Origin of the sequence: Duganella alba (assembly GCF_009674495.1) — a bacterium.
Lineage (GTDB): Bacteria > Pseudomonadota > Gammaproteobacteria > Burkholderiales > Burkholderiaceae_D > Rugamonas > Rugamonas alba.
This window is the reverse complement of sequence record NZ_WKJN01000008.1, coordinates 183,226-209,846: the sequence shown is the minus strand read 5'-3', so window position 1 is coordinate 209,846 and position 26,621 is coordinate 183,226. Positions and strand designations below refer to the sequence as shown.

The window sequence follows — 26,621 nt, the reverse complement described above, 5'->3', positions numbered from 1 at the left end:
CCGTTACAGGTCTTCGTGGTGGCCGGAAGCGCCCTGCTTCCAGTATGCGGAGATGCGGGCCGCCTCGCGCGGGTGGCCCTTGTCGACAAACACCGTATCGCGCACCTGCGCGGCCACCGATGCCTCACCGGCGAACCAGAAGAAGCCTTCGCCTTCCGGCAGTTGCAGCGCGCGAATGGCGGCCAGCAGCGCTTGCTGGCTGTCGAAGAATTGCGGCGCGACCTGCGCCTCGCTGTGGAACGACAGCGAAGTCGCGCTGTCGGCCGCCACCAGCACCTGCACCTTGGCGTCCTTCGGCAACTCCTCAAGACGGCGGCGGATCGCTGGCAGCGCGGTGGCGTCGCCGGCCAGCACGTGCCACGCGTAGTCCATCGGGATAATCATCGAGCCGCGCGGACCGGCGATCACCGCTGTCTGCCCCACCGCCGCCTGGCGCGCCCAATCCGATGCCGCGCCGGTGGCGTGCAGCGCGAATTCGATGGTCAGTTCGCCGGCAACGTTGTCATAGCTGCGCGGCGTGAAATCGCGGCGATCCTCGTCGCTCAGCATGAATTTGATGTGGTCATCGTAGGAAGCCGAGACGAAATCGTGTAAGGTCTCGCCTTTGAATGTTACGCTGACATAGTCCGGAGCGAGCTGCTGCACCTTGATCACTTCAAGCTCGCGCCGTTTGATTTCATGCCGCACACGCTGAATTCGATTGCTCATCTGCTGCTCCTTAGTTGATAATGTCACCTATTATGACCAAACAAGTTAATAAAGTCAACCAATCGGAACAGGTTTTCGACGCCATCCACTCGATCATGCATTTGTTCCGGGCGCGCCAGCTGCGCGGCCTGCGCGACAATCCGCACGAACTGACCCACATGGAATACAAGGCGCTGGGCTTCTTTGCGCGCCATCCCGGCGCCACGCAGGGCGACCTGGTGGCCCACTCGGGCCGCGACAAGGCCCAGCTGGCGCGCCTGCTGAAAGGCCTGCGCGACAAGCAGCTGCTGGAAGCGGAAGCCGACGCCGCCGACCGCCGCATCATGCGCCTGAAGCCCAGCGCGCAAGGTCTGGACATCTTCAACAGCCTGCGCGAACTGGGCGCGCAGGCCTCCGGCGCGGCGGTGGACGGCATGACGGCAGAACAGTTGACGCAACTGCAAGCGCTGTTGCAACAGATCCGCACCAATCTGGAAGCCGACGACCAGCGCTGACGCCTTCGGCCTACGCTGGTTGTGGGCCTACTCTTACAGCGACACAAGCGACGCACCGATGTGGGGCACGGCGACCGCCCCCGATAATTGTCAGACGAACTCTTCACAATTATCGGGACTCTCATGCTACAGCTTGCGCACGCCGTTTCCGCCCCTGTCGACGCCACCAGCGCCGCAGCGGTGTACCGGTCACTCAACGAAGGACCGCCGGACGCCGGCGCCCTGGCCAATGCCCGCGTTTTCCTGGTGCAGCGACTGCAGGCAGCCCGCCAACTGCATCACGACCTGCCGGTCGATCCGGAACAGCTGGCGCCCTGGGTGGCCAGCCGCGCGTTCACGGTCGGCATGGAATACCAGGCCTACCTGCAAGCCCGCCGCGATGGCGCGCCGCGCCGCTATTTCAGCAACCAGGCGCACGCCCTGTACTTCCTCAAGCACGCCGCGCCCACCAAGCTGGTGGACGGCGCCTGGCTGTACGGCATGCTGGCGCGCTGGGACGATCCGGACTTCCGTCCGCTGATCCAGACCTATCTGGAAGAACTGGGCGACGGCGTGCCGGAAAAGAACCACGTCCTGCTCTACAAAAAACTGCTGGCCGCGCACGATTGCGACGACTGGCAGCAACTTCCCGACACCTACTTCGAACAGGGCGCGATCCAGCTGGCCCTGGCCTATGACGCCGAGCGCTTCCTGCCGGAGATCATCGGCTACAACCTCGGCTACGAACAACTGCCGCTGCACCTGCTGATCACCGCCTACGAGCTCAATGAGCTGGGCATCGATCCCTACTACTTCACGCTGCACATCACCGTCGACAACGGCAGCACCGGCCACGCCCACAAGGCGGTGCAGGCGCTGATGCAGCTGATGCACCGCTTCGGCGACAGCGCCAGCGTGTGGCAGCGCGTGCAGGATGGCTACCGCCTCAACGACCTGGGCGCCTGCACCACTTCGATCATCGACGGCTTCGACCTGCACGCCGAACTGGTGGACATCATGGCCGACAAGAGCCATGCCGGCTGCAATATGCACTCCAACTACTGCCGCCTGGCAGGCCGCAGCATCAACGAATGGCTCAGCGATCCGCAGCAGATCCCGCAGATGCTGGCGGAGCTGGAAACCGCCGGCTGGATACAGCGCGGCCAGCCCCCGGAAAACAGCCGTTTCTGGCGCCTGATCCAGAGCGAGCGCGCCGAGATGTTCGGCGTCTTCAGCGCCTACGAGCAGCAGGTGCTGAGCGACTGGATCGTCACCCCGCCGCGCGTGGCCAGCTTCCGCGCCCGTCAACGCTCGCTGGACACGCTGGGCATGCACCACACGCCGCGCCGTGGCCCGCCGCGCGGCATCGTGCGCCACCACAGTGACGACAACAACGACGGCCCCATGCGCCAGCTGGAAGAGAAAATCGCCACGCTGGGCAGCAAGCAGGCCGCCATGCAGCTGCTGCAAGGGCTGATGACGCCTGACCAGCATCACCGCCCGCTGGGACTGATGGCCACCCGCATGTACCGCCAACTGATCGATTGACCATATGACCCATACCGGCAGTTTGATGATCATCGGCGGCGGTGAAGACCGTACCGATGACAAGGAAGTTTTGCAAAAATTTATCGCACTGGCCGGCGGCGTGACCCAACCGATCATCGTCATCACCGCCGCCAGCAAGGTTCCCGAGGATGTGTGGGCGATGTACGAAACCGCCTTCGCCGCCCTCGGCGTGGAGAACGTCACCCATGTCTCCATCAGCAGCCGTGCCGAAGCCGATGACGACATGCTGGCGCACAAGGTGGCGCAGGCGCGCGGCGTCTTCATGACCGGCGGCGACCAGAAACGCCTGGTCACTTTCCTCGGCGGCACCCAGCTGGAACGCGCCATGCGCCGCGCCTACAGCGACAACGGCGCCTGCATCGCCGGCACCAGCGCCGGCGCATCCGGCATGTGCACCCACATGCTGGCCGAAGGCCGGGCAGACCTGGCGCCGGAAAAAGGCGCGGTGCGCCTTGGCGCGGGACTGGGCTTCGTCAGCCGCGTCATCATCGACCAGCACTTTTCGCAACGCCACCGCCTGAACCGCTTGTTGAGCGCCATCGCGCAAAGCCCGTTCCTGCTGGGCGCCGGCATCGATGAAGACACGGCGCTGATCGTGCAGGGCGGCGGCATCGAAGTGGCGGGGCACGGCAGCGTGACCGTCGTCGATTGCCGCCAGTCCGAAACCAATATCGCCGACGTTGCGGCCGGCGCGGTGCCGCAAATGCTGGACGTGCGGCTGCACCTGCTGCCATCCGGCTCCCGATTTTCCAGCGCCGACGATGCCGGCCCGCTGGCTGACTTTATTCACTATCTCACTGACAGGACTTTAGAGCATGAACATCGTTAAACAACACGTACTGCGCGGACCGAATCTGTATTCCAACCAGCCTTGCCTGCTCACCGTGATCGACCTGCAGGAGCTGCGCGACCATGACACCGCCGCCCTGCCAGGCTTTAACGAGCGCCTGCTGGCGTTGCTGCCGTCGCTGTACGACCATCGCTGCTCGGTGGGCCAGTACGGCGGCTTCGTGCAGGCGCTCAATCAAGGCGCCAACCTGGCGCACGTGGTCGAACATGTGACCATCGCACTGCAATGCCTGGCCGGCACGCCGACCTACCTGGGCCGCACGCATGAAGTGCGCGGCATGCCGGGCCACTACCGCGTAGTCAGCTCGTTCGAACTGGAACACGTCGCCATCGACGCCTGCGACCTGGCGATGTCGCTGGTGCGCGGCCTCGCGTCCAACGCACCGGACCTGGCGCAGCAGCTTGAAAACGGCGTCGCCGCGTTGCGCGACACCGCCGAACACCACGCCATCGGCACCAGCACCGGCGCCATCCTGCGCGCCGCCATCCGCCAGGGCATTCCCTACCAGCGCCTGACCGAAGACGCCAATATGTTCCTGCTGGGCTGGGGCGCGCAGCAAAAACGGCTGCAAGCCACCATCACCGGCGACACTGGCTACATTGCGGTCGGCATCGCCTCGGACAAGCAGCTGACCAAGGCGCTGTTGCAGGAAGCCGGCGTGCCGGTACCGGAAGGCGTCAGCGTGCGCACGGTGGAACAGGCGCTGCGCGCCGCGCGCGAGCTGGAAGGCCTGGTCACCATCAAGCCGCTGGACGGCAACCATGGACGCGGCGTTTCCACCCGCTGCGGTACGCCGGACGACGTCAAGCTGGCGTTCGAGCGCGCGCGCGAACATGGCCGCACCATCATCGTTGAACGCGATATTCCCGGCGACGACTACCGCATCCTGGTGGCTGGCGAACGCGTGGTGGCGGCAGCGCTGCGCCGTCCCGCCGCCGTGACGGGCGACGGCGTCTCCACCGTGCGCGAACTGGTGGAACAGGAAAACCGCAACCCTGCACGCGGCGAAGGCCACACCAACATCCTGACCCGCATTCCGCTGGACGGCCACGCCGAAACCACGCTGGCGACACAGGATCTGAGCTTCGACAGCGTTCCCGTCGAGGGCCGCCGTGTGCTTATGCGCGGCAACGCCAACCTGTCCAGCGGCGGCACGGCGGAAGACGTCACCGACCGCCTGCCGCCGGAAACGCTGGCCATGTGCGTGCGCGCCGCCCAGAAGATCGGGCTGGACGTGGCGGGCATTGACCTCGTGTGCGAAGACATCAGCGTACCGCTGAACGGCCGCAATGGCGCCGTCATCGAAATCAACGCCGCGCCGGGCATCCGCATGCATGAATACCCGAGCGCCGGCGTGCCGCGCGACGCCGGCGCCGCCATCGTGGAATCGATGTTCGGCAACCAGGACGGCCGAATTCCCGTCATCGCCGTCACCGGCACCAACGGCAAGACCACCACCACGCTGATGATCGAACATGCGCTGCGCCAGGCCGGCATCACCACCGGCTGCACCACCAGCGAAGGCGTGTTCGTCAACGGCCAGGAAATCAAACGCGGCGATTGCAGCGGCTACTGGTCGGCGCGCAGCGTGCTGTCGGCGCCGGACGTTGAATTCGCGGTGCTGGAAACGGCGCGCGGCGGCATTCTGAAACGCGGCCTGGCGTTCGACCGCTGCGACGTGTCGGTACTGCTGAACGTCAGCGAAGACCATATCGGCCTGGATGGCGTGGAGACGCTGGAAGACCTGGCGGCCGTCAAGGCCGTGGTGCTGCAGGCGGCCAGCGGCGCCGTGGTGCTGAATGCGGAAGACGCGCGTTGCCGCGCCGTCGGCGACACGCTGGATGAAGACGTCGAACGCATCTACTTCAGCTGCGACGCCACCCACCCGGCGCTGCTGCAACACCTGAAAGCCGGCGGCCGCGCCACCTGGTTGCAGGACGGCGCGCTGATGGCGTCCGACGGCGCCGGCCAGCAGCATCACCTGCTCGACGCGGCCGAAATGCCGTCCACCCTGGGCGGCTGCGCGCGCCACAATATCGCCAACGGTCTGGCGGCAGCGGCTGCGCTGATGGCCAGCGACCTGGGTAACGGTGCGATCGCCGCCGGCCTGCGCAGCTTTGTATCCGATGCACGCCACAACCCGATGCGCGCCAATCTGTACGACGTCAACGGCGTGCGCGTGATCGTCGATTTCGCCCACAATCCGGCGGCCTTCGAAGCGCTGGCGGCCACCGCACGCGCCATGACCACCGGCCGTACCGTGGCGGTGGTGACATCGCCGGGCGACCGCCGCGAGCGCGACTTCCAGCAGATCGGCCAGATCTGCGGCGCCGGCTTCGACACCACCGTGGTCTACGAATGGGAAAGCGAGCACCGGGGCCGCACGCCCGGCGAACGCGCCGCCATGATGCAGGCGGCGGCCCGGTCGGCGCGCGGCACCGAAGGCGGCGTATTGATGGAAACCGATCCGGCGCAGGCGCTGCGTCTGGGCCTGGCACAGTGCCAACCTGGCGATGTGCTGGTGTATGCGTGCGGATCGTCGGTGTCGGAACTGGTGGATGCGCTGCGTCCGGTGGACCCGGTCAGCGCGGCGCGCATCGACGCCACGCTGGTGTAACAACCATCAGGCGGCAGGCGCCGCCTGTTGCGCCAGCCGTTCAGCGGCTGGCGCGTCAATCTCGCGTATCGCTTCAATCAGGGTGGATACCTCGGTGCCGCAAGCGAATACCAATACGTCGCCAGGCTGACAGGCGCGATACGCCGCCTGAACCGCCGGCGCGGCCTCGACATACGTCGAGACGACCGCACCGCCGGCAGCACGCGCGCCGGCGCTGATCAGTTCAGCAGCTTCTCCCACCACGCGACCACGACTGGCCGATTCATACACGAACAGCTGATCGAAGTGCATCGCACAGGTGGCGCCGGTGCGCGTCAGGTCGGCGTCGCGGCGGTCGCCCGGCGATGTGACCACGGCCAGCACGCGGCCCGGATTCTGACCTGTGGCCTTGCTCTGCCCCTGCCCTTGCGCCAGCCCGCGCGCCAGCGTCGCCAGCGCCGAGTAGGCCGCCGGATTGTGCGCATAATCGAGCACGATGCTGATCGGTCCCAGCTCGAACACATTGGAACGCAGCGGATTGTTGGCCGCGTTGGACTCGAAACTGGCCAGCCCGGCGCTGATCTGCGCCACCGTGAATCCGGATGCCGACAACGCCGCCGCAGCCGCCAGGCTGTTGGCGATGTTGTAGCGCGCCAGGCCGCCGCAGGTGGCCGGAATATGCGCAGCCGGCATCACGCGCTGACGCACCTGGCGCTGGCTCAGCATGATCACGTCGTTGTCCAGCCAGACCGCGTCGCCGCCCTGCGCCAGGTGCGCCAGCAGCACGGCGTTGTCCGGTCTCATGGAAAAGTAGATGGCGCGGGCAGCGGGCGCCAGCCGCGCGCGCATGGCCACGCAGTGCCCGTCGTCGGCATTCAGCACGGCGACGGCGGCGGAAGTCACCACCAACGACTTGACGCGCGCCAGCTGTTCCACCGTCTCCACGCCATCCAGTCCCAGGTGATCGTCCGAGACATTCAGCATCACGCCGACGCTGCAACGGTCATACGCCAGCCCGCGCTTGAGCAGGCCGCCGCGCGCGGTTTCCAGCACCGCGAATTCGGTCTGCGGCGAGGCCAGGATGCTGCGATGCGACCAGTAGCCGGTGCAATCGCCCTGCGCGTACACCTCGCCGTCGAGCGCCAGGCCCTGGGTGCTGGCGCAGCCGGTGCGGTAGCCTGCCAGCTGTACCGCATGGGCGATCATCAGCGTGGTGGTGGTTTTTCCGTTGGTGCCGGTGATGCCGATGACCGGAATGCGCGCCTGATCCGGTGCCGCACGCAGTTCTCGCAGCAGTACGCGCTGGTCGTGGCTCGGCGGCGCGGTGCCCAGCACCGCATCCACCGTGGGACCACGCCGGCCGGGCAGCAGGTCCACCTGCGCATGGGCCAGGCCCAGCGTACCGGCGGCGCGTTCACTGATATGGCGTGCTTCCGGCGGCGCGTTCTGCGCCTCGCCGTCCATCACCTGCACGCGCAAACGCTCGCCAGGCTGGCGCTGCGGATGTTCAAAGTGTTCGAACGGCACCGGCAGTTGCGCCTCGATCAGCAGGGAGCGCATCAGCTGGCGGTCGTGCAGCAGCGTGTTGGTCAGCAGGCGGTTGTCGTCGCCGGCGCTGTCGACGTAGCGCCACTGGCGCGCGCCCCAGCCAAGCCGGATCAGGCCCGCATGCTCGCTGATGCGCTGCACAGGAATGCCCATCGCCTCCGCTTCGCGCGCGATCGTCCGCGCGCTGTCGGACAGCTGCATCGACGCGGCCAGCGCGCGCAGCGAGGCCACCGCCGCCGGCACGTCCGGCGCTTCACCGCGCTCGGTGGCGGAGATCAGTTCCACGGCGGCGACCAGCGCCGCCTGGCCCACGTGTTCCAGCTGATATTGCACCACGACGCGCCATTGCGTCGGCGCACCGGCCACCGCTTCGGCGTGTGCGAATTCCACCGCCTCGCCGCAGGCTTGCTGCAGGAAGCGTGATGTATAGGCCAGCTGCGGTCCGGCTTCGTCCAGCGGCGATTCCACCACGGCCAGCAAAGAAGGAAAGCGGCTGTAGAGATTGGCGCCTCGCAGCAGGCGTTGTTGCAGTATCCGCATGGTCAAAAATCCAGGTAAAAACAAATATTGCCGCACAAGGGCAAGCGCCTGGGTGCGCTACCGCACATAGACATTCAAAATGCTAGCTCCCAATGCGGCCGCCGCTGCTCCCATGCCCAGGCGTGACGGATAATGGTGTCCAGATCGGCAAAGCGCGGACGCCAGCCCAGCTCGTTGCGCGCCCGCGCCGCATCGGCCACCAGCCGTGGCGGATCGCCGTCGCGGCGCGGTCCCTTGAGCTGCGCGATCTGCCGTCCGGTGACGCGCTCGGCGGCGGCGATCACTTCGCGGATCGAATAGCCATTGCCGTTGCCGAGGTTGTAGCGCAGGCTGCCGCCCTCCGCCTCCAGCTTGCGCAGCGCCAGCAGGTGGGCATCGCACAGGTCCTGCACGTGGATGTAGTCGCGGATGCAGGTGCCGTCCGGCGTCGCATAGTCGTCGCCGTAGATGGTGACCGATGGCCGCCGGCCGCCAGCCGCCTGCAATACCAGCGGGATCAGATGCGTTTCCGGCTCGTGACACTCACCCAGTTCGGCCTCGGGATCGGCGCCGGCCGCGTTGAAATAACGCAGGCAGCAGCTGTGCAGCCGGTAGGCCTGCGCGAAATCGTCCAGCATTTCCTCCACCATCAGCTTGGACTTGCCGTAGGGGTTGATCGGCGCGCGCGGATGCTGCTCATCGATCGGCACGTATTCCGGATTGCCGAAGATGGCGGCCGTGGAGGAAAAGATAAAGTGCCGCACCTTGTGCCGGGCCATCTGCTTGAGCAGGCCCAGCGTATTGCCGACGTTGTTTTCGTAGTAGCGCGACGGGTCGCGCACCGATTCGCCCACCTGGATAAAGCTGGCGAAGTGCATCACGGCCTGGATCGGGAACGCCTGGAACAGCACGTCCAGCGCCGTTTCGTCATGCAGGTCCGCCACCACCAGCGGCACGCCGGCAACCGCCGCGCGCCGGCCCTGCGACAGATTATCCAGCACCACCGGCTGATAGCGGGCATGCCGCAGCCGCTTGACCATATGGGAACCGACGTAGCCGGCGCCGCCAACCACCAGGATGTGCGCTTGCATGAACGCTCCTCGATAACGAAGAGCCATCGTAGCAACGACGGCGGCGCGTGCCGCGTCCAATACGGATAAGCAAGAGCGCTACAGCACCTTCAAAGTGCGGATCAGATCGCTCAGGCGGTAAGGCTTGGCGATCATTTCGAAGTTGCCGATGTCCGGCATCTCGTCGCGCAGCGCAGTCTTGACGTAGCCCGACGCCAGCACGATTTTCAGGTCGGGGAATTCCTGTCGCGCGGCCTTGCCCAGCTCGACGCCGCTCATGCCCGGCATGACCACATCGCTGAACAAAATGGCGATGCCGGGATTCGAGCGCAGCGTCTCCAGCGCCTGCTCGCCGTTATCGGCCGCCAGCACCTCGTAGCCGAGGTGGCTGAACAGGCTGATGGCGGTTTCGAGCACCTCGGGCTGGTCGTCCACCAGCAGTACCTGCTCGGTGCCGGCGGCGGCGTTCTCATCGTCCAAATCTCCGCCCTCCACCGCCGGGAAGTACATCGACACCGCCGTGCCTTCGCCGGGATGCGAATCGAGCGTCAGCATGCCGTGGCACTGCTGCATCAGGCCGTAGACCTGGCTCAGGCCCAGGCCGGTGCCCTTGCCTACTTCCTTGGTGGTGAAGAACGGCTCGACGGCGCGCGCCATCACTTCCGGCGTCATGCCCGTGCCCTGGTCGCGCACAACCACCCGCACATAGCGGCCGGCCGGTAGTTGCGCCACTTCCGCGGCGGCCAGCGTCACCGCCGCCAATTCCAATTGGACCTCGCCCACGCCCTCCATCGCATCGCGCGCGTTGACGACCAGATTGAGCAGCGCCGACTCGAATTGGGTCGGATCGAGCATCGCTTGCGGCAGGTCTGAATCCAGTTGCAGGTGCAGCCGCATATCGTCCGGCAGCGCCCGCCGCAGCACGGCTTCGAACGAGCGGATCACGCGGCCCGCATCATGCGCCTCCTGCCGCAAGGGCTGCTGGCGCGCGAAGGCCAGCAACTGCTGTGTCAGCGAAGCGCCGCGCTGGGCCGCGCGCGACATGGTGTCGACCGACTTGGCGTGCACCGCCGGATCGCGCGACAGGCGCAGCAGTTCCAGCCCGTTCATGATCACATTCAGCAGGTTGTTGAAATCGTGCGCGATGCCGCCGGTGAGTTTGCCGATGGCCTCCAGTTTCTGCGACTGGAACAGCGCCTCGCGCGCGCGCTCGAGCTGTTCGGCGGCGACGCGGCGTTCGGTGATGTCGCGCGTGATCTTGGCAAATCCCAGCAGTTCGCCCTGCGGATCGACGATGGGATCGATCACCACGCTGGCCCAGAAGCGGCTGCCGTCCTTGCGCACGCGCCAGCCTTCATCCTCGAACTTGCCGGCAGTGCGCGCCACCTGCAAGGCATGCACCGGGCGGCCGGCGGCGCGGTCCTCGTCGGTATAGAACATGGAAAAGTGGCGGCCGATGATCTCGTCCGGGTGATAGCCCTTGAAACGCTGGGCGCCGGCATTCCACGTCACCACCACACCCTCGGGCGACAGCATGTAGATCGCGTAGTCGGTCACGCCCATGATGAACTGGCGGAAGCGCTCGGCTTCGATGGCGTCGACACTGGACTGGATACTTTGCTGCATGCTCATCCTTTAAGGCTCTGTGTTATCAATTTTACTTGAGAGCAAAGAAAAACTGGTATTTGATGTGCACCAACCGTTCGTCCTGGACAAACGCGCGGTAGCTGGCACAGGGATTGCATGTGGCTTTCTTGTCGCCATCCACCGGAAAACCCATGCCTCGCTATCGTTTGCTCACCGCCCTGCTGCTGGCAGGCGTCGCCGTCACCGCCGCCGCGGCTCCCGCCCGGCCGGTCAAGGTCATGATCATCAGCATGTTCGATAAAGAGGCTGACATCTGGAATGACAAGCTCCAGCTGACACAGTCCATCGCGGTGCCCGGCCTGTCGCCGCGCTACCCGGTGGTGCATTGCAACGCCGACGACGTCTGTCAGCTGACCACCGACATGGGCAAGGCCAACGCCGCCGCATCCGTGGCGGCGATGGTACACAGCGGCCTGTTCGATCTGCGCGCGAGCTATTTCCTGGTGGCCGGCATCGGCGGCATCGACCCGGCACAGGGCACCACCGGCACCGCCGCCTGGTCGCGCTACCTGGTGGACGCCGACCTGGCCTGGGAGCTGGATGCGCGCGAACGCGGCGACGGCTGGAGCACCGGCTACCTCGGCATCAATATGAAGACGCCGGCCGATGTCCCGCCGCTGCACTACGGCTCCGAGATGTACCGGCTGAATGAAGACCTGATGCGGCGTGCGCTGGCCCTGTCGCGCGACGCCGTGCTGGCCGATTCCGAGCAGGCACGCAGCTACCGCGCCCGCTACCCTTCCTCTCCGGCCAACCAGCCGCCGCAGGTGACGCAATGCGACACCATGACCGGCAACACCTGGTATCACGGCGAACTGCTGGGCCAACGCGCACGCGACTGGTTCGGCCAGCTGACGGCCAACCAGGGCAAATACTGCATCGTCGCGCAGGAAGACAATGCCACCTACACGGCGCTGAAACGCGGCGCCGAGGCCGGCATGCTCGACGTCCAGCGCGTGGCGGTGCTGCGCACGGCCTCCAACTTCGACCGCCAGCCGCCGGGCATGACGGCGCTGGAATCGCTGCACGCACAGTCGGGCGGCTATCCGCCGGCGCTGCAAAACCTGTACATCGCGGGCAATCCGCTGGTGCAGGATATCCTCAGGCACTGGCCGGACGGCGCCGCGCCAGCCATCCTTGCACGCAAGGCCGCGCCGGCCTACGCGCCCAAGGTCATGATCGTCAATATGTTCGGCGCCGAGGCCGCGCCCTTCGTCAAAGGCCTGAAGCTGACCGAGAAGCACAAGGTGCCGGGCCTGTCGGCGCGCTATCCGGATGTGCAGTGCAACCGCGAGCAGATCTGCCAGCTGACCACGGATATGGGCTACAGCAACGCCGCCGCCAGCATGAGCGCCCTGCTTTACGCCAGCGGTTTCGACCTGCGCAATACCTACTTCATCATCGCCGGCATCGCCGGCATCAGTCCCAAACACGGCACGGTGGCGACGGCGGCGTGGGCCGATTACGCGGTGGATTATTCGCTGTCGCACGAAATCGACGCGCGCGAGATGCCGCAGGCCTGGGCTTACGGCTACTTCGGCATCCACACCAGTGCGCCGGGCGAGCCGCCGCGCTTCGACTACCGCACCGAGGTATTCCAGCTGAATACCGCGCTGGTGGACCGCGCCTACAAGCTGTCGCAGCACGTGAAGCTGAGCGATTCGGACGCCGCGCACGCCTACCGCGCCAGCTTCACCACCGCGCCGGCCAACCAGCCGCCAGCCGTCACGCGCTGCGACACCGTCTCCGGCGACACCTGGTATGCCGGCGAAACGCTGGGCCGCCGTGCCGAGGAATGGTCCGCCCTGCTCACCGGCGGCAAGGCGCGCTACTGCACCTCGCAGCAGGAGGACAACGCCACGCTGGAAGTGCTGCGCCGCGGCCAGGCGGCAGGCAAGGTGGATTTCGGCCGGGTGCTGATCCTGCGTTCTGCGTCCGACGTCGACCGGCCGCATCCGGGCCAGAGCAACAGCGACGTGCTGGTGAACTACGCGCAGCAAGGCGGCTTTGAGCCGTCCACCGCCAACCTGCTGCTGACCGCACAGCCGGTGCTGCGGGAAATGACCAGGCACTGGTCGCGCTGGAAGCAAGGCGTTCCGGCCGACTGACATGGCTTGAGTTTGATCAAGCGCATGCCGGGCGCAATGGCGATGACTACACTGGTCAGATTGCCGTTGCCGGGTGGCCATCATGCGCGTGTGCATAACAATCGATACGGAATTCAGCATCGCCGGGGCGTTTGCCGATCCGGCGCGGCAGCCGGTGGGCGTGCCCATGGTCCGCTGCGAGGTGGCCGGACGCTCGCAGGGCCTGGACTTCCTGCTCGGCTGCTTCGGCCGGCACGGCGTGCAGGCAACCTTCTTTGTCGAGACGGCGCAGCGGCACTGGTTCCGCGACGATCCGATGCGGGCGCTGGCCCGGCAGATCGCCGATGCCGGCCACGAGGTGCAGCTGCACGTCCATCCCTGCTGGGCGATGTTCCGGAATGCGGACTGGCCGCAGCGCGTGCGCCGCCAGCCGCGCCAGGATGATCTGGCCGGCCGCGATGTCGCCTCCACGCTAGGCCTGCTGCGCCAGGGGCAAGCCACGTTCACGGAATGGGGATTGCCCGCGCCGCAGGTATTCCGCGCCGGGAACCTGCAATACGATGACAATCTGTACCGCGCGCTGTCGGCGGCGGGTATTCCGTACAGTTCCAACATCGGGCTGGGCGTGTACAGCGCCGGGTTGCCCGAGTATCAGCTGTATGCCGGCCGCCACCTGCGCCACGGCGTGCTGGAATGTCCGGTGCTGACATATTGCGACTGGCGGTCGCACCTGAAGTCGGTGGCGGTATCGAGCAGCAGCTTTGCCGAAATGCGCGCGGTGCTGGAGCAGGCCTACGCGGCCGGGCTGGAACTGGTGGTGATCCTCACGCATCCGTTTGAATATGTGCACAGCGACGGCGATGGCTTCCGGCGGCTGCGCCGGCATGCGCTCAATCAGGCGCGCCTGGAGCGGCTGTGCGCCTATCTCGCCGCGCATCCGCAGCGTTTCGAGGCTTGCGGCATGGCGGCTGCTGCCGGCCAGCCGCTGACGGCTGCCTCGGCGCACAATCCACTGCTGCGCGGCCGGCCGTGGCGCACCGCCTGTCGCATCACCGCGCAAACCGTCTACGACCGCTACGGCCGCTGGATGCTGGCGAGGGCCGCATGAACTGGCGCAGCCACGGCACCTGGCGCGGCGCGGTGCGGGCCTGGCTGACGCTGATCGACCTACGCGGCGGCCGGCTGGCGCAGTTCCATCTACGGCATCCGGAACGGGTGCGGCGCGTGGTGTTTGTCTGCCTGGGGAATATCTGCCGCAGCGCCTATGCGCAACGCGTGGCGGAGCGTCTCGGCATGCCCTCCGCGTCGGTCGGCCTGGCCACCCGCACCGGCGCCGCTTCGCCCGATTCGGCACAGCGCGCGGCGCAACGCTGCGGCGAAGACCTGCGCGGCCATCGCGCCACCGACATCAAGGACTTTGAAGTGCGGCCCGGCGACCTGTTCCTCGCCATGGAGGTGCGCCACGCGCAAGAGCTTCAGCACCGCCTGATCGGCCGCAGCGACATCCAGATCGCGCTGCTCGGCCTGTGGTGCGCACCGCCGATGCCGCACCTGCACGATCCCTACACGCTCAGCGACGCGTATTTCGACCAGTGCTTCATGCGCGTGCGGCAGGCGGTACACGGCCTGCATCGCACGCTGTCTCGGAGCGCGCCGTGAACCGCTCGTTCTCGATCTATCTGGATCTGGTGCGGATCGCCAGCGCGCTGCTGGTGGTGCTGTACCACTCCAATATCCGCCTGCTCAGCGTGGACAAGCTGCCCTTCAGCCCCCACGGGCACGCGGCGGTGATTGTGTTCTTCGTCCTGTCCGGCTACGTCATCGCCCACATCACGGCCACGCGCGAGAACACGCCGCTGGAATACTGGTCCAGCAGGCTGGCGCGCTTCTACTCGCTGGCGCTGCCCACCGTGCTGCTGACGCCTTTGCTCGACGTACTGGGCGAGGCGATGACGCCGCAGTTCTACGGCGACCGCACGACGCACGACCTGGCCTGGCTGCGCATTATCACCAGCCTGGCCTTCCTGAACGAGACGTGGAGCTTGTCCATCATGTCGTTCTCCAACGTTCCGTATTGGTCGCTGTGCTACGAATTCTGGTACTACGTGCTGTTTGCGGTCCTGACCTTCATGCGCGGACGGCGGCGCGTGGCGTGGTGCGCCGGCGTGGCGCTGCTGATCGGTCCCAAGATCCTGCTGCTGGCGCCGGTGTGGGCGAGCGGCGTGGTGCTGCATCGGTGGAGCACTTTGCAGCGTATCCGTCCTGCTGCGGGTGCGCTGCTGGTGGCCGCGTCCTGCGTGGCGTATGGCGCGTTTCATCACTATGGACTGACGGAGGCCGGCAGCGCTTGGCTGCGGCAGATGGTAGGCGCGCATTGGCATCAGCAACTGGTGTTCTCGAAGTTTTTTGTCACCGATTACCTGCTGGCGTTGATCGTGGCCTGCCATTTCGTCGGCATGCGCGCGCTGGCGCCGCCGTTGGAGCGTCTGGCGCCGCTGGTGCGGCCGGCGGCGGCCTACACTTTCAGCGTCTACCTGCTGCACCAGCCATTGATCCAGTTTTATGGCGCGCTGCTGAATGGCGATCCGGCGCGGCCGTGGTTCTACGTTTCGACCATGGCGGCGGTATTCTTCAGCATCTTCGCCATCGGCACGCTGACCGAGCAGCAGCGCCACCACTGGCGGCGGACGATACATCGGCTGCTCGCCGCACCGCCGGTGCCGCCCTTGCCCGCCGTGGTGCTTGGCATCGACACGCCGATCGGGCTGGCCATCATCCGCGATCTTGGCCGGCATGGCGTCAGGGTGTATGGCATCGCGCGCAGTGACGGCGCGCCGGGCCTCGGTTCGCGCTATCTGCATCGCGGCATGCTGCGGGCGGACGATGTGGTGCGGCAGTTGCAGCGGCTCGGCGAGGAGATCGGTCCGGCCGCGCTGTTCGCCATTGCGGAGCATGACATCCTGACGCTCAACAAGGCCCGCGATGCGCTGCAAGGCTACCACATGATGTTTGCCGACGCGACGCGCATGGAGCGCGTGCTGCGCAAGGATCTCACCTACGCGGCGGCAACGGACGTCGGCATCTTCGTGCCGCGCACCTGGCATCCCGGCACCATCGAAGAGGCGGCAGCGGCAGCCGCGCAGGCACGCTATCCGCTGGTGTTGAAGTGGGCCGATCCGAACGCCATGATTCCCCTGCTGCGCCATGCCGGCCTGGCGTTGGACAAGGCATGCTATTGCCACGACGCGCCGGCGATGATGGCTTATCTGCGGCGCTACCAGTCGCTGGGCCGCTATCCGATGATGCAGGAATACGCGGCCGGCCACGGCCTGGGCCAGTTTGTGCTGATGAAGGACGGCGAGGCGCTGTATCAATTCCAGCACCAGCGGCTGCACGAGTGGCCTCCGGAAGGCGGCACCTCGACGCTGTGCGCGTCGCTGCCGCTGTCGCAGCATGCGGCGTTGATGCGGCAGTCGGTGGCGCTGCTGCGAAAACTGGAATGGGAAGGCGTGGCGATGGTTGAGTACCGCTATGATCCGGCCACCGGACAGGCGGCGCTGATGGAGGTGAATGGACGCTTCTGGGGCAGCCTGCCGCTGGCGTGTCAGGCCGGCGCCAGCTTTCCGTGGTACTGCTACCAGGCGCTTGCGCTGGACCACCCGATTGACGCCATACCGTATCGCGCCGGTGTACGTTGCCGCTACATGACGGCGGAGACGCGGCGACTGCTGTATGTATTGAACTGGCGCGAGCTGGCAGCCTATGCGGCCGAATTCCTGCGTCCGCGCTCCGGCTACTTCGTCTTCGACTGGCGCGATCCGCTGCCGCTGTGGCGCGACTTGCGCCACAGCGTGTTACAGCGTCTGCGCGAACAGCGCTATCTGAAGAAAGCCAAGTGACTTACTTGCCGATCACCTTCACCAGGCCCGACGCCGACCTGGCCAGGGCCGCATCGCCGCCGCTGGCGCTCAACTTGCCGGCCGCATCGTCCCACTTCAGCTGCGTCACGGTCGACTTGCCTTTTTCGTAGTCGTAGCTGACGCCGTCGTCGTCATACAGGCGGAACTCGCCGCTCTTGCCCGGATAGACGTTGATGCTGGCGATAGCCTGCTTGCTGGCAGTCGACTGCACCTCGGCACCCATCGGCACGATCGAGCCGGCCTTGACGAACACCGGAATCTGATCGATCGGCGCGGCGACCTTCACCCAGCGGCCGCCAGACAGCTTTTCGTTGGTCCAGAAGTTATACCAGTCCGCGCCGGCCGGCAGGTAGACATCCTTCTCGGTCTGCCCCTGCTGCGTCACCGGCGCCACCAGGAAGGCCGGGCCGAACATGTACTGCGTGCCGATATTTGCCACGTTCGGATCGTTGGCGAAGTCCATCCACAATGGACGCATGAACGGCGCGCCGGTGTCGTGCGTGAACTTGGCCTGCGAGTAGATATAAGGGATGAGCTGATAGCGCAGCTTGTCGAAGCGCGCCATCACGGCTTCCGCCTGTTTGCCGAACGACCAGATATCCGCTTCCTTGCGGTCGCCGTGCAGGCGCAGCGTCGGCAGGAAGGTACCGTACTGGAACCAGCGCGTCAGCAGCTCGGGATAGTCGTGGTAGTTGCCCACCACGTCGCGCGCGTCCGACGGATCGACCAGTGGCGTCTTCGTCGCCGACGTGGCCGGCGCCAGTTTTTGCCAGCCGCCGATGTCGTTGCCCCAATAGGCGATGCCGGAGGCGGTCATGTTCAGACCGGTCGGCACCTGGCGCGTCAGCGCTTCCCAGGTCGGCTGGATGTCCGAGGACCAGAACAAGGCGCCGGTGCGCTGCGAACCCAGATACGCGGCGCGCGACAGGATCAGCACCCGCTTGTTCGGCTTCCAGGCACGCAGGTTTTCCGCCACGCCTTCCACGTGCAGCAGCGGGAACAGATTGTGATAGCGGTCGCCCGAACCGATCGAGTAGAAGAAGCCGCTCGGCACCAGATCCGGTTCGGTTTCGTCCAGCCATGGATAATCGAAGCCCTGCGACAGGATGTTGTCGCGCGCCTTCTCCCAGTACCATTTGCGCGCGGCCGGATTGGTCGGATCGATCAGGCCACCGGTGCGGTCGGAGCGGAACGGCAGGCCATCCACGGTCTTGCCATCCTTGTCCTTGATCAGATAGCCTTTGTGATCCAGTTCATTGAAGTAGCGGCTCGACGTTTCGTAACGCGGCCAGATCGAGATGATCGACTCCATGCCCATGTCGTGCAGCTGCTTGTTCATCCCTTTCGGATCGGGGAACTGCGCCGGATCGATGTCCATCTGCCCCATGCGGGTCCAGTAGAACCAGTCCACCACCATCACGTCCAGCGGATACTTTTTCTGGCGGTAGGTGTTCGCCACCCGCAGCACTTCCTGCTGGCTGTCGTAGCGGGCTTTCGACTGAATCAGGCCGAAGGCGGATTTCGGCGGAATCGGCGTCTTGCCGGTCACGCGCGCATAGCCCGAGTAAATCTCTTCCGGCGTCGAACCGGTGATGATGAAGAAACTCACCCGCTCGCCCACGTTCGACTGGAACGCCGTGCGGCCATTGACGCCGGCGACAAAGCGCGTGGCCGACGGGTTGTCCCACACGATGCCATAGCCCTTGGACGACACCATGAACGGCACGCACACGCTCTCGCCGGCCGGCGCATCGTACCAGTGCTTGCAATCGAGGACGCGGCCGCGCAGGTCCAGCGCGCCGAGCGACTCCTGGTTCTGGCCCATGCCGTAGTAATGTTCGTCGCCCGCCACCGAGAACGAGGCGCCGACCTGGAAGGTCTTTTCGGTGTTGACGGTCTGCGGCGACATCTCCCAGCCGTTCATGCTGACGATCTGCTCGCCCTTGGCGTTCAGCACCTGCAAACCGACCGGCGCCAGCGACGGCGCGAAATACTTCTGCCCCTGCGTCGGCACGGACGGCGGCGGCGACGGATTCACGCGCACCGTCATGGCGGCCGAGGTGAACACATCGCCGTCCTTGCCGCCGTTGTGGCGGAAGGCGGCATTGTCGCTGTTCTTCGGCAGGATGCCGTAGCCGGGGCCTTTCAAGACCTCGTCCTTGTCGACGGCGATGGTGACGTGAACCACGTTGGGCCCATAGGCCTCAACCGACACGTAGGCGCCGTCGCGGTCCAGGGTGGCGATAGGCGCGGCCAGCGCGGAAGTGGTGAAGGCAAAAATCGATGCAAGCGCGGTAAATACCGGCGTGTGGGCGAGCAGTCTCATAATCCTCTCTTTTATTGGAGATGTGACCGCATTGTGCGTCTTCATTTTCGGAATGGCAATTACGAAAATCACCAATAGCGACTATGTTTATGGGTATGTCGTATAATCGGTCGACATGAGGCTTACACGCTCCCACCGATGGTTCACCGCGCTGATCGCGCTATGCAGCATGCTGTTCATGCAGCTGGCGGTATCGGCGTATGCCTGCCCGACGCAGGTCGGCGGCGTGGCGCAGGTGATGGAAGCGGGGCACGAGCGCATGTCCATGCCCGATTGCGCCGGCATGGACGAGCAGCAGCCGGTGTTGTGCGCGGCCTCCGCGCATCCCGGCCAGCCCTCGCTGGACAAGCCGGACCTGCCGACCGTCAGCCCATTCATTCCTTCCACATTAAGCGCCACCGTCATTCCTGCCATGCCCCTTGTGTATGCCGGTCTGCCGCCGGCGGGTGACCGCCTGCTGACCCGCGCCACCGCACCGCCATTGGCGATCCAGCACTGCTGCTTCCGTAATTGACACCTCCGTCACGCTAGTCCGCCATCGCCGCGCCTTCGCGCCTGCGATGTAGTCCACTATCGTCCGGAGGTTTTATGCTGTCCCGATTTTCCGCGCCTGGCCGCGCGCGTTCCCGCCATGCGGGAGCGAAGCGGCTGCTATGCTTGTGCGCCGCGCTGTGCGGCGTTGTTTCGGCGGCCGAACCGCCGCTTACCCTGGCCGAGGCGCAGCGCCTCGCCGTTTCACGCTCCCTGCAACTGCAAGGGCAGCAGCGCGCCATCAGCGCTTCGCGCGAGATGGCGGTCGCCGCCGGCCAGTTGCCGGACCCGGTGCTGAGTGCCGGCATCGACAACCTGCCCGTCAGCGGCGAGGACCGTTACCGCACCGGCGCCGATTTCATGACCATGCGTCGGATCGGCCTGTCGCAGGAACTCACCAGCGGCGACAAGCGCCGGCTGCGCGCCGCTCGCTATGATGGCGAGGCGCAAAAGACACTGGCCGAACAGGAACTGGCCCACGCCGCCATCGAACGCGATACCGCGCTGGCCTGGCTGGACCGCTACTATGCGCAGGCCGCAACGGCGCTGGCCACGCAACTGGTGGCGCAATCGCAGCTGGAGATCGACGCCGCAGACAGCGCCTATCGCGGCGGCCGAGGCACGCAGTCCGACGCGCTGGCTGCGCGCGCCAGCCTGGTGCTGGCCCAGGACCGCGCCGCCGACCTGTCGCGCCGTGAACGGGTGGCCGGCATCCAGCTGGCCCGCTGGACCGGACTGGCCGCCGACGCGCCGCTGGCGGAAAAGCCGGACATCGCCGCGCTGCCGTTCGATCCGGACGGCTTGCCCACCGCCCTCACCCATCACCCGGACATCACGGTCATGAAGGCGCAGGCGGACATCGCCCGCACCGACGCCAATCTTGCGAAAGCGGCCCGCAGCGCCGACTGGACGGTGTCGGTCGCCTTCCAGCAGCGCGGTGGCGCGTATTCCAATATGGTGTCGGTCGGCCTGTCCGTACCGCTGCAATGGGACCGCAAGAATCGCCAGGACCGCGAACTGGCGGCGAAACTGGCGCTGGCCGACCAGGCCGACGCCGATCGCGACGAAGCCCTGCGCAGCCATCAGGCCGAAGTCGCGGCCATGGTTGAGGAATGGCGCAGCAACCGCCAGCGCCAGGACCGTTACCGGCAGGAGCTGCTGCCGCTGTCCGCCAGCCGCGCGGAAGCCGTCCTCGCCGCCTATCGGGGCGGCAAGGCCAGCCTGGCCGACGTGCTGGCCGCGCGCCGCAGCGACACGGAGGCGCGCCTGCAAGCCTTGCAGCTGGAAGCCGACACCGCCCGCCTTTGGGCACAACTCAATTTTCTGCAGCCGGGCCGCGCCCGCAGCCTGAAGGAAGCACCATGAAACAGAGCACGATGATGATATCGCTGGCCGTCGCCGTCAGCCTGGCCGCAACCGCCGGCTACCAATTCGGTACGCGGCATGGCCAGCCGGCGCAGGCGGCCGCCGCGCCAGCGCCTAAGGAAAAGAAAGTACTGTATTGGCACGATCCCATGGTGCCCGGCCAGAAATTTGACAAGCCGGGCAAGTCGCCGTTCATGGACATGCAGCTGGTGCCGGTGTACGCGGACGATAGCGTCGCGGACAACGGCGTCAGGATCAATCCGCGTGTTCAGCAAAACCTCGGCATCCGCACCGCCGCCGTTGAGATGGGCCGGCTGGCGGCGCCATTGGCGGCGGTTGGCGCGGTCGCCTACAACGAGCGCGATGTGGTGCTGGTACAGGCGCGCGCCAACGGTTATATCGAACGCCTCCACGTGCGTGCACCGCTCGATCCCGTGCGGCAGGGGCAGGCATTGGCCGACGTCTACATGCCGGACTGGGTGGCCGCGCAGGAGGAATACCTGGCCGTCCGCCGCATGGCCGGCGCCGACAGCCTACTGGACGCGGCACGTCAGCGCATGCGACTGGCCGGCATGAGCGATACCCAGATCCAGCTGGTGGACAGCAGCGGCAAACTGCATCCGCGCCTGACCATCACGGCGCCCGCCTCCGGCATCGTCACGGAACTGACCGCGCGCGAAGGCATGACGGTATCCGCCGGCGCGCCGCTGTTCCGCATCAACGGCACCGCCACAGTGTGGATAGAAGCCGAAATTCCCGAGCAGGCAGGAGCGAAAGTGCACGCCGGTGTGCCGGTGGAAGCCCACGCTGCGGCACTGCCTGGCATAACGTTCAAGGGCAGTGTCAGCGCGCTGCTGCCGGAATTGAATCCCGCAACGCGCACGATCAAGGCGCGCATCGAGCTGGCCAATCCGTCACGGCGGCTGACGCCGGGCATGTTCGTCAATGTCAGCCTGCATCCTGCCGCCGGCAGCGACGTGCTGCTGGTTCCTTCCGAAGCCGTGATACGCACCGGCACACGCACCGTCGTCATGGTGGCACAGGAAGGCGGTGGCTTCGCGCCAGTGGAAGTGGAAGCCGCCGCCGAGGCAGACGGCAAAACTGAAATCCGCAGCGGCCTGCATGCCGGCGACAAGGTGGTGGTGTCCGGCCAGTTCCTGATCGATTCGGACGCCAGCCTGCGCGGCACGGCCATGCGCATGGATGGAGCACGGCCATGATCGCCCGCCTGATACGCGCCTGCATCGCCAACCGCGTGCTGGTGCTGCTGGCGGCGCTGGTGCTGACCGCCTGGGGCGCTTGGGCGCTGGGGCGCACGCCGGTGGACGCCATTCCCGATTTGTCCGACGTGCAGGTGATCATCCGCACCACGTATGCGGGCCAGTCGCCGCAGATCGTCGAAAACCAGGTGACCTATCCGCTCACCACCACCATGCTGTCGGTGCCGGGCGCAAAGACTGTACGCGGCTATTCCTTCTTCGGCGATTCCTTCGTCTACATCCTGTTCGAGGATGGCACCGATCCTTATTGGGCCAGGTCGCGCGTGCTGGAATATCTGAACCAGGTGCAGGCAAGGCTGCCGGCGCAGGCACGCGCCGCGCTGGGGCCGGACGCCACCGGCGTCGGCTGGATCTACGAATATGCGCTGGTGGACCGCAGCGGCAGGCATGACCTGTCGCAGCTGCGCACCTTGCAGGACTGGTTCCTCAAGTACGAGCTGAAGACGGTGCCGAATGTGGCCGAAGTGGCCAGCATCGGCGGCATGGTGCGCCAGTACCAGGTACTGCTGGACCCGGCCAAGCTGGCCGCCTATGGCATTCCGCATGCGCGCGTGATCGAAGCGATCCGCAAGGCCAACCAGGAATCCGGCGGCTCCGTCGTGGAGCTGGGAGAAGCCGAGTACATGGTGCGCGCCAACGGCTATCTGCAATCGCTGGACGATTTCCGCAAGATTCCCCTGTCCGCCACCGCAGCCGGCGCTTCGGTGCGGCTGGGCGATGTGGCGCGGGTGCAGGTCGGCCCCGAAACGCGGCGCGGCGTCGCGGAACTGAATGGCGAAGGCGAAGTGGCGGGCGGCGTGATCATCATGCGCTCCGGGAAAAACGCGCAGCAGACCATCGCTGCCGTCAGGGTTCGGCTGGAACAGCTGAAGGCCAGCCTGCCGGCCGGCGTCGAGATCGTGACCACCTACGACCGTTCGGCGCTGATCGGCCGCGCGGTCGATAACCTGCAACACAAGCTGGTCGAAGAATTCATCGTGGTGGCTGTGGTGTGCGGACTGTTCCTGCTGCATGCGCGTTCGGCGCTGGTGGCGATCATCTCGCTGCCGCTCGGCATATTGGCGGCCTACACGGTGATGTACTACCAGGGCGTCAACGCCAACATCATGTCGCTGGGCGGTATCGCCATCGCCATTGGCGCGATGGTCGATGCGGCGGTGGTCATGATAGAGAACGCGCACAAGCACATTGAAGCATGGCGCCACGCACATCCGCAGCAGGATCTGGCCGGCGCCGAACACTGGCGCGTCATCGGCGACGCGGCGGCCGAAGTTGGTCCTGCCCTGTTCCTGTCGCTGCTGATCATTGTGCTGTCCTTCGTGCCGGTGTTCGCGCTGGAGGCGCAGGAAGGCCGCCTGTTTGCGCCGCTGGCCTTCACCAAGACCTACGCCATGGCCGCCGCCGCCGCGCTGTCGGTGACGCTGATCCCGGTGCTGATGGGCTATCTGATACGCGGCCGCATTCCATCGGAACAGCGCAATCCCCTGAACCGCTGGCTGATCGCGGCCTACCGTCCGGTGCTGGACCGCGTGCTGCGCCATCCGAAAGCGACACTGCTGCTGGCGGCCGTCCTGGCGCTGGGCAGCGTATGGCCGCTGACGCGGCTCGGCGGCGAATTCATGCCGCCGCTGGATGAAGGCGATCTGCTGTACATGCCGTCGGCGCTGCCGGGCATCGGTATCGGCAAGGTGTCCGAGCTGTTGCAGCAGACGGACCGCCTGATCAAGACCGTGCCCGAAGTGGACAGCGTATTCGGCAAGGCCGGCCGCGCCGACACCGCCACCGATCCGGCGCCGCTGGAAATGTTCGAAACCACCATCCGCTTCAAGCCGCGCGACCAATGGCGCGCCGGCATGACGCCCGACAAACTGGTCGAGGAACTGGACCACGTGGTGCAGGTGCCCGGCCTGTCCAACATCTGGGTGCCGCCGGTGCGCAACCGCATCGACATGCTGGCCACCGGCATCAAGAGCCCGGTCGGCATCAAGGTCGCCGGCATGGACTTGCGCGAGATCGATCGCCTCACCGGCGAGATCGAACGCGCGGTCAAGGAGGTGCCGGGTGTATCGTCGGCGCTGGCGGAACGCCTCAACGGCGGCCGCTACATCGATGTCCGCATCGACCGCGACGCGGCGGCGCGCTACGGCATGAATATCGACGACGTGCAAAGCATCGTCGCCAGCGCCATCGGCGGCGACAATGTCGGCGAAACGGTGGAAGGCCAGCAGCGCTTCCCCATCAACGTGCGCTACCCGCAGGCGCTGCGCGATTCGCTGCAACAACTGCGGCAACTGCCGGTGCTGACCGAGCGCGGCGCGCAGATCCGCCTGAGCGACCTGGCCGCCATCGACGTCGCCGACGGCCCGTCCATGCTCAAGAGCGAGAACGCGCGGCTGTCCGGCTGGGTCTACGTCGACATCCACGGCCGTGACCTCAGCGGCGCGGTACACGCGATGCAGCAGGTGGTGGCGGACAAGGTGCGGCTACCGCCGGGGTATTCGGTGTCGTGGTCCGGGCAGTTCGAGTATCTGGAGCGGGCTGCCGCCCGGCTGAAAATCGTGGTGCCGCTGACGCTGACGGTGATCTTCGCGCTGCTGTACCTGACCTTCCGCCGCCTGGACGAGGCGGCGCTGATCATGACCACGCTGCCGTTCGCGCTGGCCGGCGGCGTGTGGCTGCTATGGATGCAGGGGCATCACCTGTCGGTGGCAAGCGGCATCGGCTTCATCGCACTGGCCGGCGTATCGGCGGAATTCGGCGTGATCATGCTGCTGTATCTGAAGACCGCATGGGAACGCCGCGTGCAGGACGGCGCGGTGTCGGCCGACGACCTGCTGGCCGCCATCGGCGAAGGTGCGGTACTGCGCGTGCGGCCGAAGGCGATGACGGTGGCGGTGATCGTCGCCGGCCTGGTGCCGGTGATGCTGGGCGGCGGCACAGGCTCGGAGATCATGCAGCGCATCGCCGCGCCGATGGTCGGCGGGATGATCACCGCGCCCTTGTTATCGATGCTGGTGATGCCGGCGGCGTATCTGCTGCTGCGCCGGCGCGCAACTCGGCCAGCGCCTGGCGGATGACCTGGCGCGCGGCGCTGAGCGCCAGGCAACCCATCACCGCCGCCACCGCCAGGTCCGGCCAGCGGCTGCCGCTGCCGAACACGCCCAGCGCCGCCAGCATCACGGCGACGTTGCCGATGGCGTCGTTGCGGGTGCACAGCCACACGGAGCGCATATTGGCGTCGCCGTCGCGGTAGGCGTACAGCAGCAGCGCCACCGTGCCGTTGGCCAGCAGCGCGGTCAGGCCGATGGCGCCCATCACCGCCGGCGCCGGCACGCTGCCGGTGGCCGAGTCCCACGCCACCTTGGCCAGCACGAAGCCGCCGTAGGCCGCCATGGTCAGTCCCTTGGCCATGGCGGCGCGGGCGCGCCAGCCCAGCGTTGCGCCCAGCACCAGCAGCGACACGGCGTAGTTGCCGGCGTCGCCAAGGAAGTCGACGGCATCGGCCAGCAAGGCGGCCGAGTCGCCACGCAGGCCGCCGGCCAGCTCCACCACGAACATCAGCGCGTTGACCACCAGCGCAATCCACAAAATGCGGCGATAGCGCCGGTCCACCACCGGCTTGGCCGGCGCGCAGCCGCCAGAACAGCATCCAGACATGCATCCTCCCTTGATGTATAGTCGCCATTAGAAACCCTGAAGTCACTACAAGGTCAAGCCATGAAGATCGGAGAACTGGCCGGCCAGACCGGCTACACCGTCGAAGCCATCCGCCACTACGAACATGCCGGCCTGCTGCCGAAGCCCGCGCGTTCGGCCGGCAATTACCGCGTCTACGAAGAGCGGCACCTGAAGCGCCTGCAATTCATCCGCCACTGCCGCGCGCTGGACATGGGGCTGGAAGAGATCCGCACCCTGCTGGCGGTGCGCGACCAGCCGGAACAAAGCTGCGCCGCGGTCGACGCCATGCTTGACGTGCATATCGCCGAGGTGGGCCAGCGCATCGCCGGCCTGCGCGCGCTGGAACAACAGCTGCTGGCACTGCGCGGCCTGTGCGGCATCAGCCAGACTGCAAGAGATTGTGCCATCCTGCAATGTCTTGGTGAGGTTGCTGACCAGAAAGCGTAATGCCCTT

At 66.3% G+C, this 26,621-nt stretch carries 19 protein-coding genes and 1 pseudogene; 14 read left to right on the top strand and 6 right to left on the bottom strand.

The genetic code is table 11. From position 1 onward, the window contains the following. Positions 1-3: 3 nt before the first annotated feature. Positions 4-708: a siderophore-interacting protein gene (locus GJ695_RS10820; protein WP_154364548.1), complete on the bottom strand. Its 705-nt coding sequence runs from the start codon at positions 706-708 to the stop codon at positions 4-6. A gap of 32 nt (positions 709-740) precedes the next feature. Here GJ695_RS10820 and GJ695_RS10815 point away from each other — a divergent pair, with 32 nt between their 5' ends. From GJ695_RS10815 to cphA, 4 genes are all read left to right on the top strand, one after another. Next, positions 741-1,202 (top strand): MarR family winged helix-turn-helix transcriptional regulator, encoded by a 462-nt coding sequence (locus GJ695_RS10815; protein ID WP_166455247.1) that lies wholly within the window; start codon positions 741-743, stop codon positions 1,200-1,202. Between the two features lie 123 nt (positions 1,203-1,325). Beyond that, positions 1,326-2,729 (top strand): iron-containing redox enzyme family protein, encoded by a 1,404-nt coding sequence (locus tag GJ695_RS10810; protein WP_154364546.1) that lies wholly within the window; start codon positions 1,326-1,328, stop codon positions 2,727-2,729. A gap of 4 nt (positions 2,730-2,733) precedes the next feature. Next, positions 2,734-3,579 carry a cyanophycinase gene (locus tag GJ695_RS10805; protein WP_229260550.1) on the top strand — a complete coding sequence of 282 codons (846 nt, stop codon included), beginning with the start codon at positions 2,734-2,736 and terminating at the stop codon, positions 3,577-3,579. Continuing rightward, complete coding sequence (cphA, locus tag GJ695_RS10800; RefSeq protein WP_154364544.1) at positions 3,566-6,217, top strand: cyanophycin synthetase; 2,652 nt, start codon at positions 3,566-3,568, stop codon at positions 6,215-6,217. Before GJ695_RS10805 ends, cphA begins: the two co-directional genes overlap by 14 nt. 6 nt (positions 6,218-6,223) lie before the next feature. Here the strand turns inward: cphA and GJ695_RS10795 are convergent, their stop codons facing one another. The 3 genes from GJ695_RS10795 to GJ695_RS10785 all read right to left on the bottom strand — a co-directional run bounded on the left by GJ695_RS10795 (position 6,224) and on the right by GJ695_RS10785 (position 10,959). After that, positions 6,224-8,284: a Mur ligase family protein gene (locus tag GJ695_RS10795; protein WP_154364542.1), complete on the bottom strand. Its 2,061-nt coding sequence runs from the start codon at positions 8,282-8,284 to the stop codon at positions 6,224-6,226. 74 nt (positions 8,285-8,358) lie between these two features. Continuing rightward, positions 8,359-9,354 (bottom strand): UDP-glucose 4-epimerase GalE, encoded by a 996-nt coding sequence (galE, locus tag GJ695_RS10790; protein WP_154364541.1) that lies wholly within the window; start codon positions 9,352-9,354, stop codon positions 8,359-8,361. A 78-nt stretch (positions 9,355-9,432) separates the two neighbouring features. Beyond that, complete coding sequence (locus GJ695_RS10785; protein WP_154364539.1) at positions 9,433-10,959, bottom strand: PAS domain-containing hybrid sensor histidine kinase/response regulator family protein; 1,527 nt, start codon at positions 10,957-10,959, stop codon at positions 9,433-9,435. A 152-nt stretch (positions 10,960-11,111) separates the two neighbouring features. On the opposite strand from GJ695_RS10785, the pseudogene GJ695_RS30045 reads away from it, so the two are divergent. From GJ695_RS30045 to GJ695_RS10765, 5 genes and pseudogenes are all read left to right on the top strand, one after another. Beyond that, a pseudogene (locus tag GJ695_RS30045) lies at positions 11,112-12,092 on the top strand (purine-nucleoside phosphorylase); the annotation flags it as partial. 63 nt (positions 12,093-12,155) lie between these two features. Then, positions 12,156-13,088 (top strand): purine-nucleoside phosphorylase, encoded by a 933-nt coding sequence (locus GJ695_RS10780; protein ID WP_267874260.1) that lies wholly within the window; start codon positions 12,156-12,158, stop codon positions 13,086-13,088. 82 nt (positions 13,089-13,170) lie between these two features. Beyond that, positions 13,171-14,175: a polysaccharide deacetylase family protein gene (locus GJ695_RS10775; protein WP_154364537.1), complete on the top strand. Its 1,005-nt coding sequence runs from the start codon at positions 13,171-13,173 to the stop codon at positions 14,173-14,175. Beyond that, positions 14,172-14,726 (top strand): arsenate reductase/protein-tyrosine-phosphatase family protein, encoded by a 555-nt coding sequence (locus tag GJ695_RS10770; RefSeq protein ID WP_154364535.1) that lies wholly within the window; start codon positions 14,172-14,174, stop codon positions 14,724-14,726. Before GJ695_RS10775 ends, GJ695_RS10770 begins: the two co-directional genes overlap by 4 nt. Continuing rightward, a complete protein-coding gene (locus tag GJ695_RS10765) occupies positions 14,723-16,966 on the top strand; it encodes an acyltransferase family protein (RefSeq protein ID WP_154364533.1) in 2,244 nt (747 codons plus the stop codon). Before GJ695_RS10770 ends, GJ695_RS10765 begins: the two co-directional genes overlap by 4 nt. Position 16,967: 1 nt before the next feature. Here the strand turns inward: GJ695_RS10765 and GJ695_RS10760 are convergent, their stop codons facing one another. Beyond that, positions 16,968-19,313, bottom strand: coding sequence for a glycoside hydrolase family 31 protein (locus GJ695_RS10760; RefSeq protein WP_154364531.1), 2,346 nt, complete (start codon positions 19,311-19,313; stop codon positions 16,968-16,970). Positions 19,314-19,428: 115 nt separating this feature from the next. Here GJ695_RS10760 and GJ695_RS10755 point away from each other — a divergent pair, with 115 nt between their 5' ends. The 4 genes from GJ695_RS10755 to GJ695_RS10740 all read left to right on the top strand — a co-directional run bounded on the left by GJ695_RS10755 (position 19,429) and on the right by GJ695_RS10740 (position 25,566). Further along, positions 19,429-19,827, top strand: coding sequence for a hypothetical protein (locus tag GJ695_RS10755; RefSeq protein ID WP_154364529.1), 399 nt, complete (start codon positions 19,429-19,431; stop codon positions 19,825-19,827). Between the two features lie 74 nt (positions 19,828-19,901). Next, positions 19,902-21,209, top strand: coding sequence for a TolC family protein (locus GJ695_RS10750; protein ID WP_154364527.1), 1,308 nt, complete (start codon positions 19,902-19,904; stop codon positions 21,207-21,209). Further along, positions 21,206-22,429 carry an efflux RND transporter periplasmic adaptor subunit gene (locus GJ695_RS10745; protein ID WP_154364525.1) on the top strand — a complete coding sequence of 408 codons (1,224 nt, stop codon included), beginning with the start codon at positions 21,206-21,208 and terminating at the stop codon, positions 22,427-22,429. Before GJ695_RS10750 ends, GJ695_RS10745 begins: the two co-directional genes overlap by 4 nt. Further along, on the top strand, positions 22,426-25,566 hold the full coding sequence (locus GJ695_RS10740) for an efflux RND transporter permease subunit (RefSeq protein WP_154364523.1): 3,141 nt from the start codon (positions 22,426-22,428) through the stop codon (positions 25,564-25,566). The genes GJ695_RS10745 and GJ695_RS10740 overlap by 4 nt, the downstream gene beginning before the upstream one ends. Here the strand turns inward: GJ695_RS10740 and GJ695_RS10735 are convergent. Further along, positions 25,478-26,146, bottom strand: coding sequence for a cation efflux transmembrane domain-containing protein (locus GJ695_RS10735; RefSeq protein ID WP_154364521.1), 669 nt, complete (start codon positions 26,144-26,146; stop codon positions 25,478-25,480). The genes GJ695_RS10740 and GJ695_RS10735 overlap by 89 nt on opposite strands. 60 nt (positions 26,147-26,206) lie before the next feature. On the opposite strand from GJ695_RS10735, the gene cadR reads away from it, so the two are divergent. After that, positions 26,207-26,614, top strand: coding sequence for a Cd(II)/Pb(II)-responsive transcriptional regulator (gene cadR / locus GJ695_RS10730; RefSeq protein WP_154364519.1), 408 nt, complete (start codon positions 26,207-26,209; stop codon positions 26,612-26,614). The last annotated feature ends 7 nt before the right edge of the window (positions 26,615-26,621 follow it).

Bases quoted from the DNA above. Each gene is read 5' to 3' on its own strand.
- GJ695_RS10810 (WP_154364546.1), top strand. From the start codon at position 1,326: ATGCTACAGCTTGCGCACGCCGTTTCCGCCCCTGTCGACGCCACCAGC.
- GJ695_RS10775 (WP_154364537.1), top strand. From the start codon at position 13,171: ATGCGCGTGTGCATAACAATCGATACGGAATTCAGCATCGCCGGGGCG.
- cphA (WP_154364544.1), top strand. From the start codon at position 3,566: ATGAACATCGTTAAACAACACGTACTGCGCGGACCGAATCTGTATTCC.
- GJ695_RS10785 (WP_154364539.1), bottom strand. From the start codon at position 10,959: ATGCAGCAAAGTATCCAGTCCAGTGTCGACGCCATCGAAGCCGAGCGC.
- GJ695_RS10760 (WP_154364531.1), bottom strand. From the start codon at position 19,313: ATGAGACTGCTCGCCCACACGCCGGTATTTACCGCGCTTGCATCGATT.
- GJ695_RS10755 (WP_154364529.1), top strand. From the start codon at position 19,429: ATGAGGCTTACACGCTCCCACCGATGGTTCACCGCGCTGATCGCGCTA.
- GJ695_RS10780 (WP_267874260.1), top strand. From the start codon at position 12,156: ATGATCGTCAATATGTTCGGCGCCGAGGCCGCGCCCTTCGTCAAAGGC.
- GJ695_RS10795 (WP_154364542.1), bottom strand. From the start codon at position 8,284: ATGCGGATACTGCAACAACGCCTGCTGCGAGGCGCCAATCTCTACAGC.
- galE (WP_154364541.1), bottom strand. From the start codon at position 9,354: ATGCAAGCGCACATCCTGGTGGTTGGCGGCGCCGGCTACGTCGGTTCC.
- GJ695_RS10740 (WP_154364523.1), top strand. From the start codon at position 22,426: ATGATCGCCCGCCTGATACGCGCCTGCATCGCCAACCGCGTGCTGGTG.
- GJ695_RS10815 (WP_166455247.1), top strand. From the start codon at position 741: ATGACCAAACAAGTTAATAAAGTCAACCAATCGGAACAGGTTTTCGAC.
- GJ695_RS10805 (WP_229260550.1), top strand. From the start codon at position 2,734: ATGACCCATACCGGCAGTTTGATGATCATCGGCGGCGGTGAAGACCGT.
- GJ695_RS10770 (WP_154364535.1), top strand. From the start codon at position 14,172: ATGAACTGGCGCAGCCACGGCACCTGGCGCGGCGCGGTGCGGGCCTGG.
- GJ695_RS10820 (WP_154364548.1), bottom strand. From the start codon at position 708: ATGAGCAATCGAATTCAGCGTGTGCGGCATGAAATCAAACGGCGCGAG.
- GJ695_RS10745 (WP_154364525.1), top strand. From the start codon at position 21,206: ATGAAACAGAGCACGATGATGATATCGCTGGCCGTCGCCGTCAGCCTG.
- GJ695_RS10750 (WP_154364527.1), top strand. From the start codon at position 19,902: ATGCTGTCCCGATTTTCCGCGCCTGGCCGCGCGCGTTCCCGCCATGCG.
- GJ695_RS10735 (WP_154364521.1), bottom strand. From the start codon at position 26,146: ATGTCTGGATGCTGTTCTGGCGGCTGCGCGCCGGCCAAGCCGGTGGTG.
- cadR (WP_154364519.1), top strand. From the start codon at position 26,207: ATGAAGATCGGAGAACTGGCCGGCCAGACCGGCTACACCGTCGAAGCC.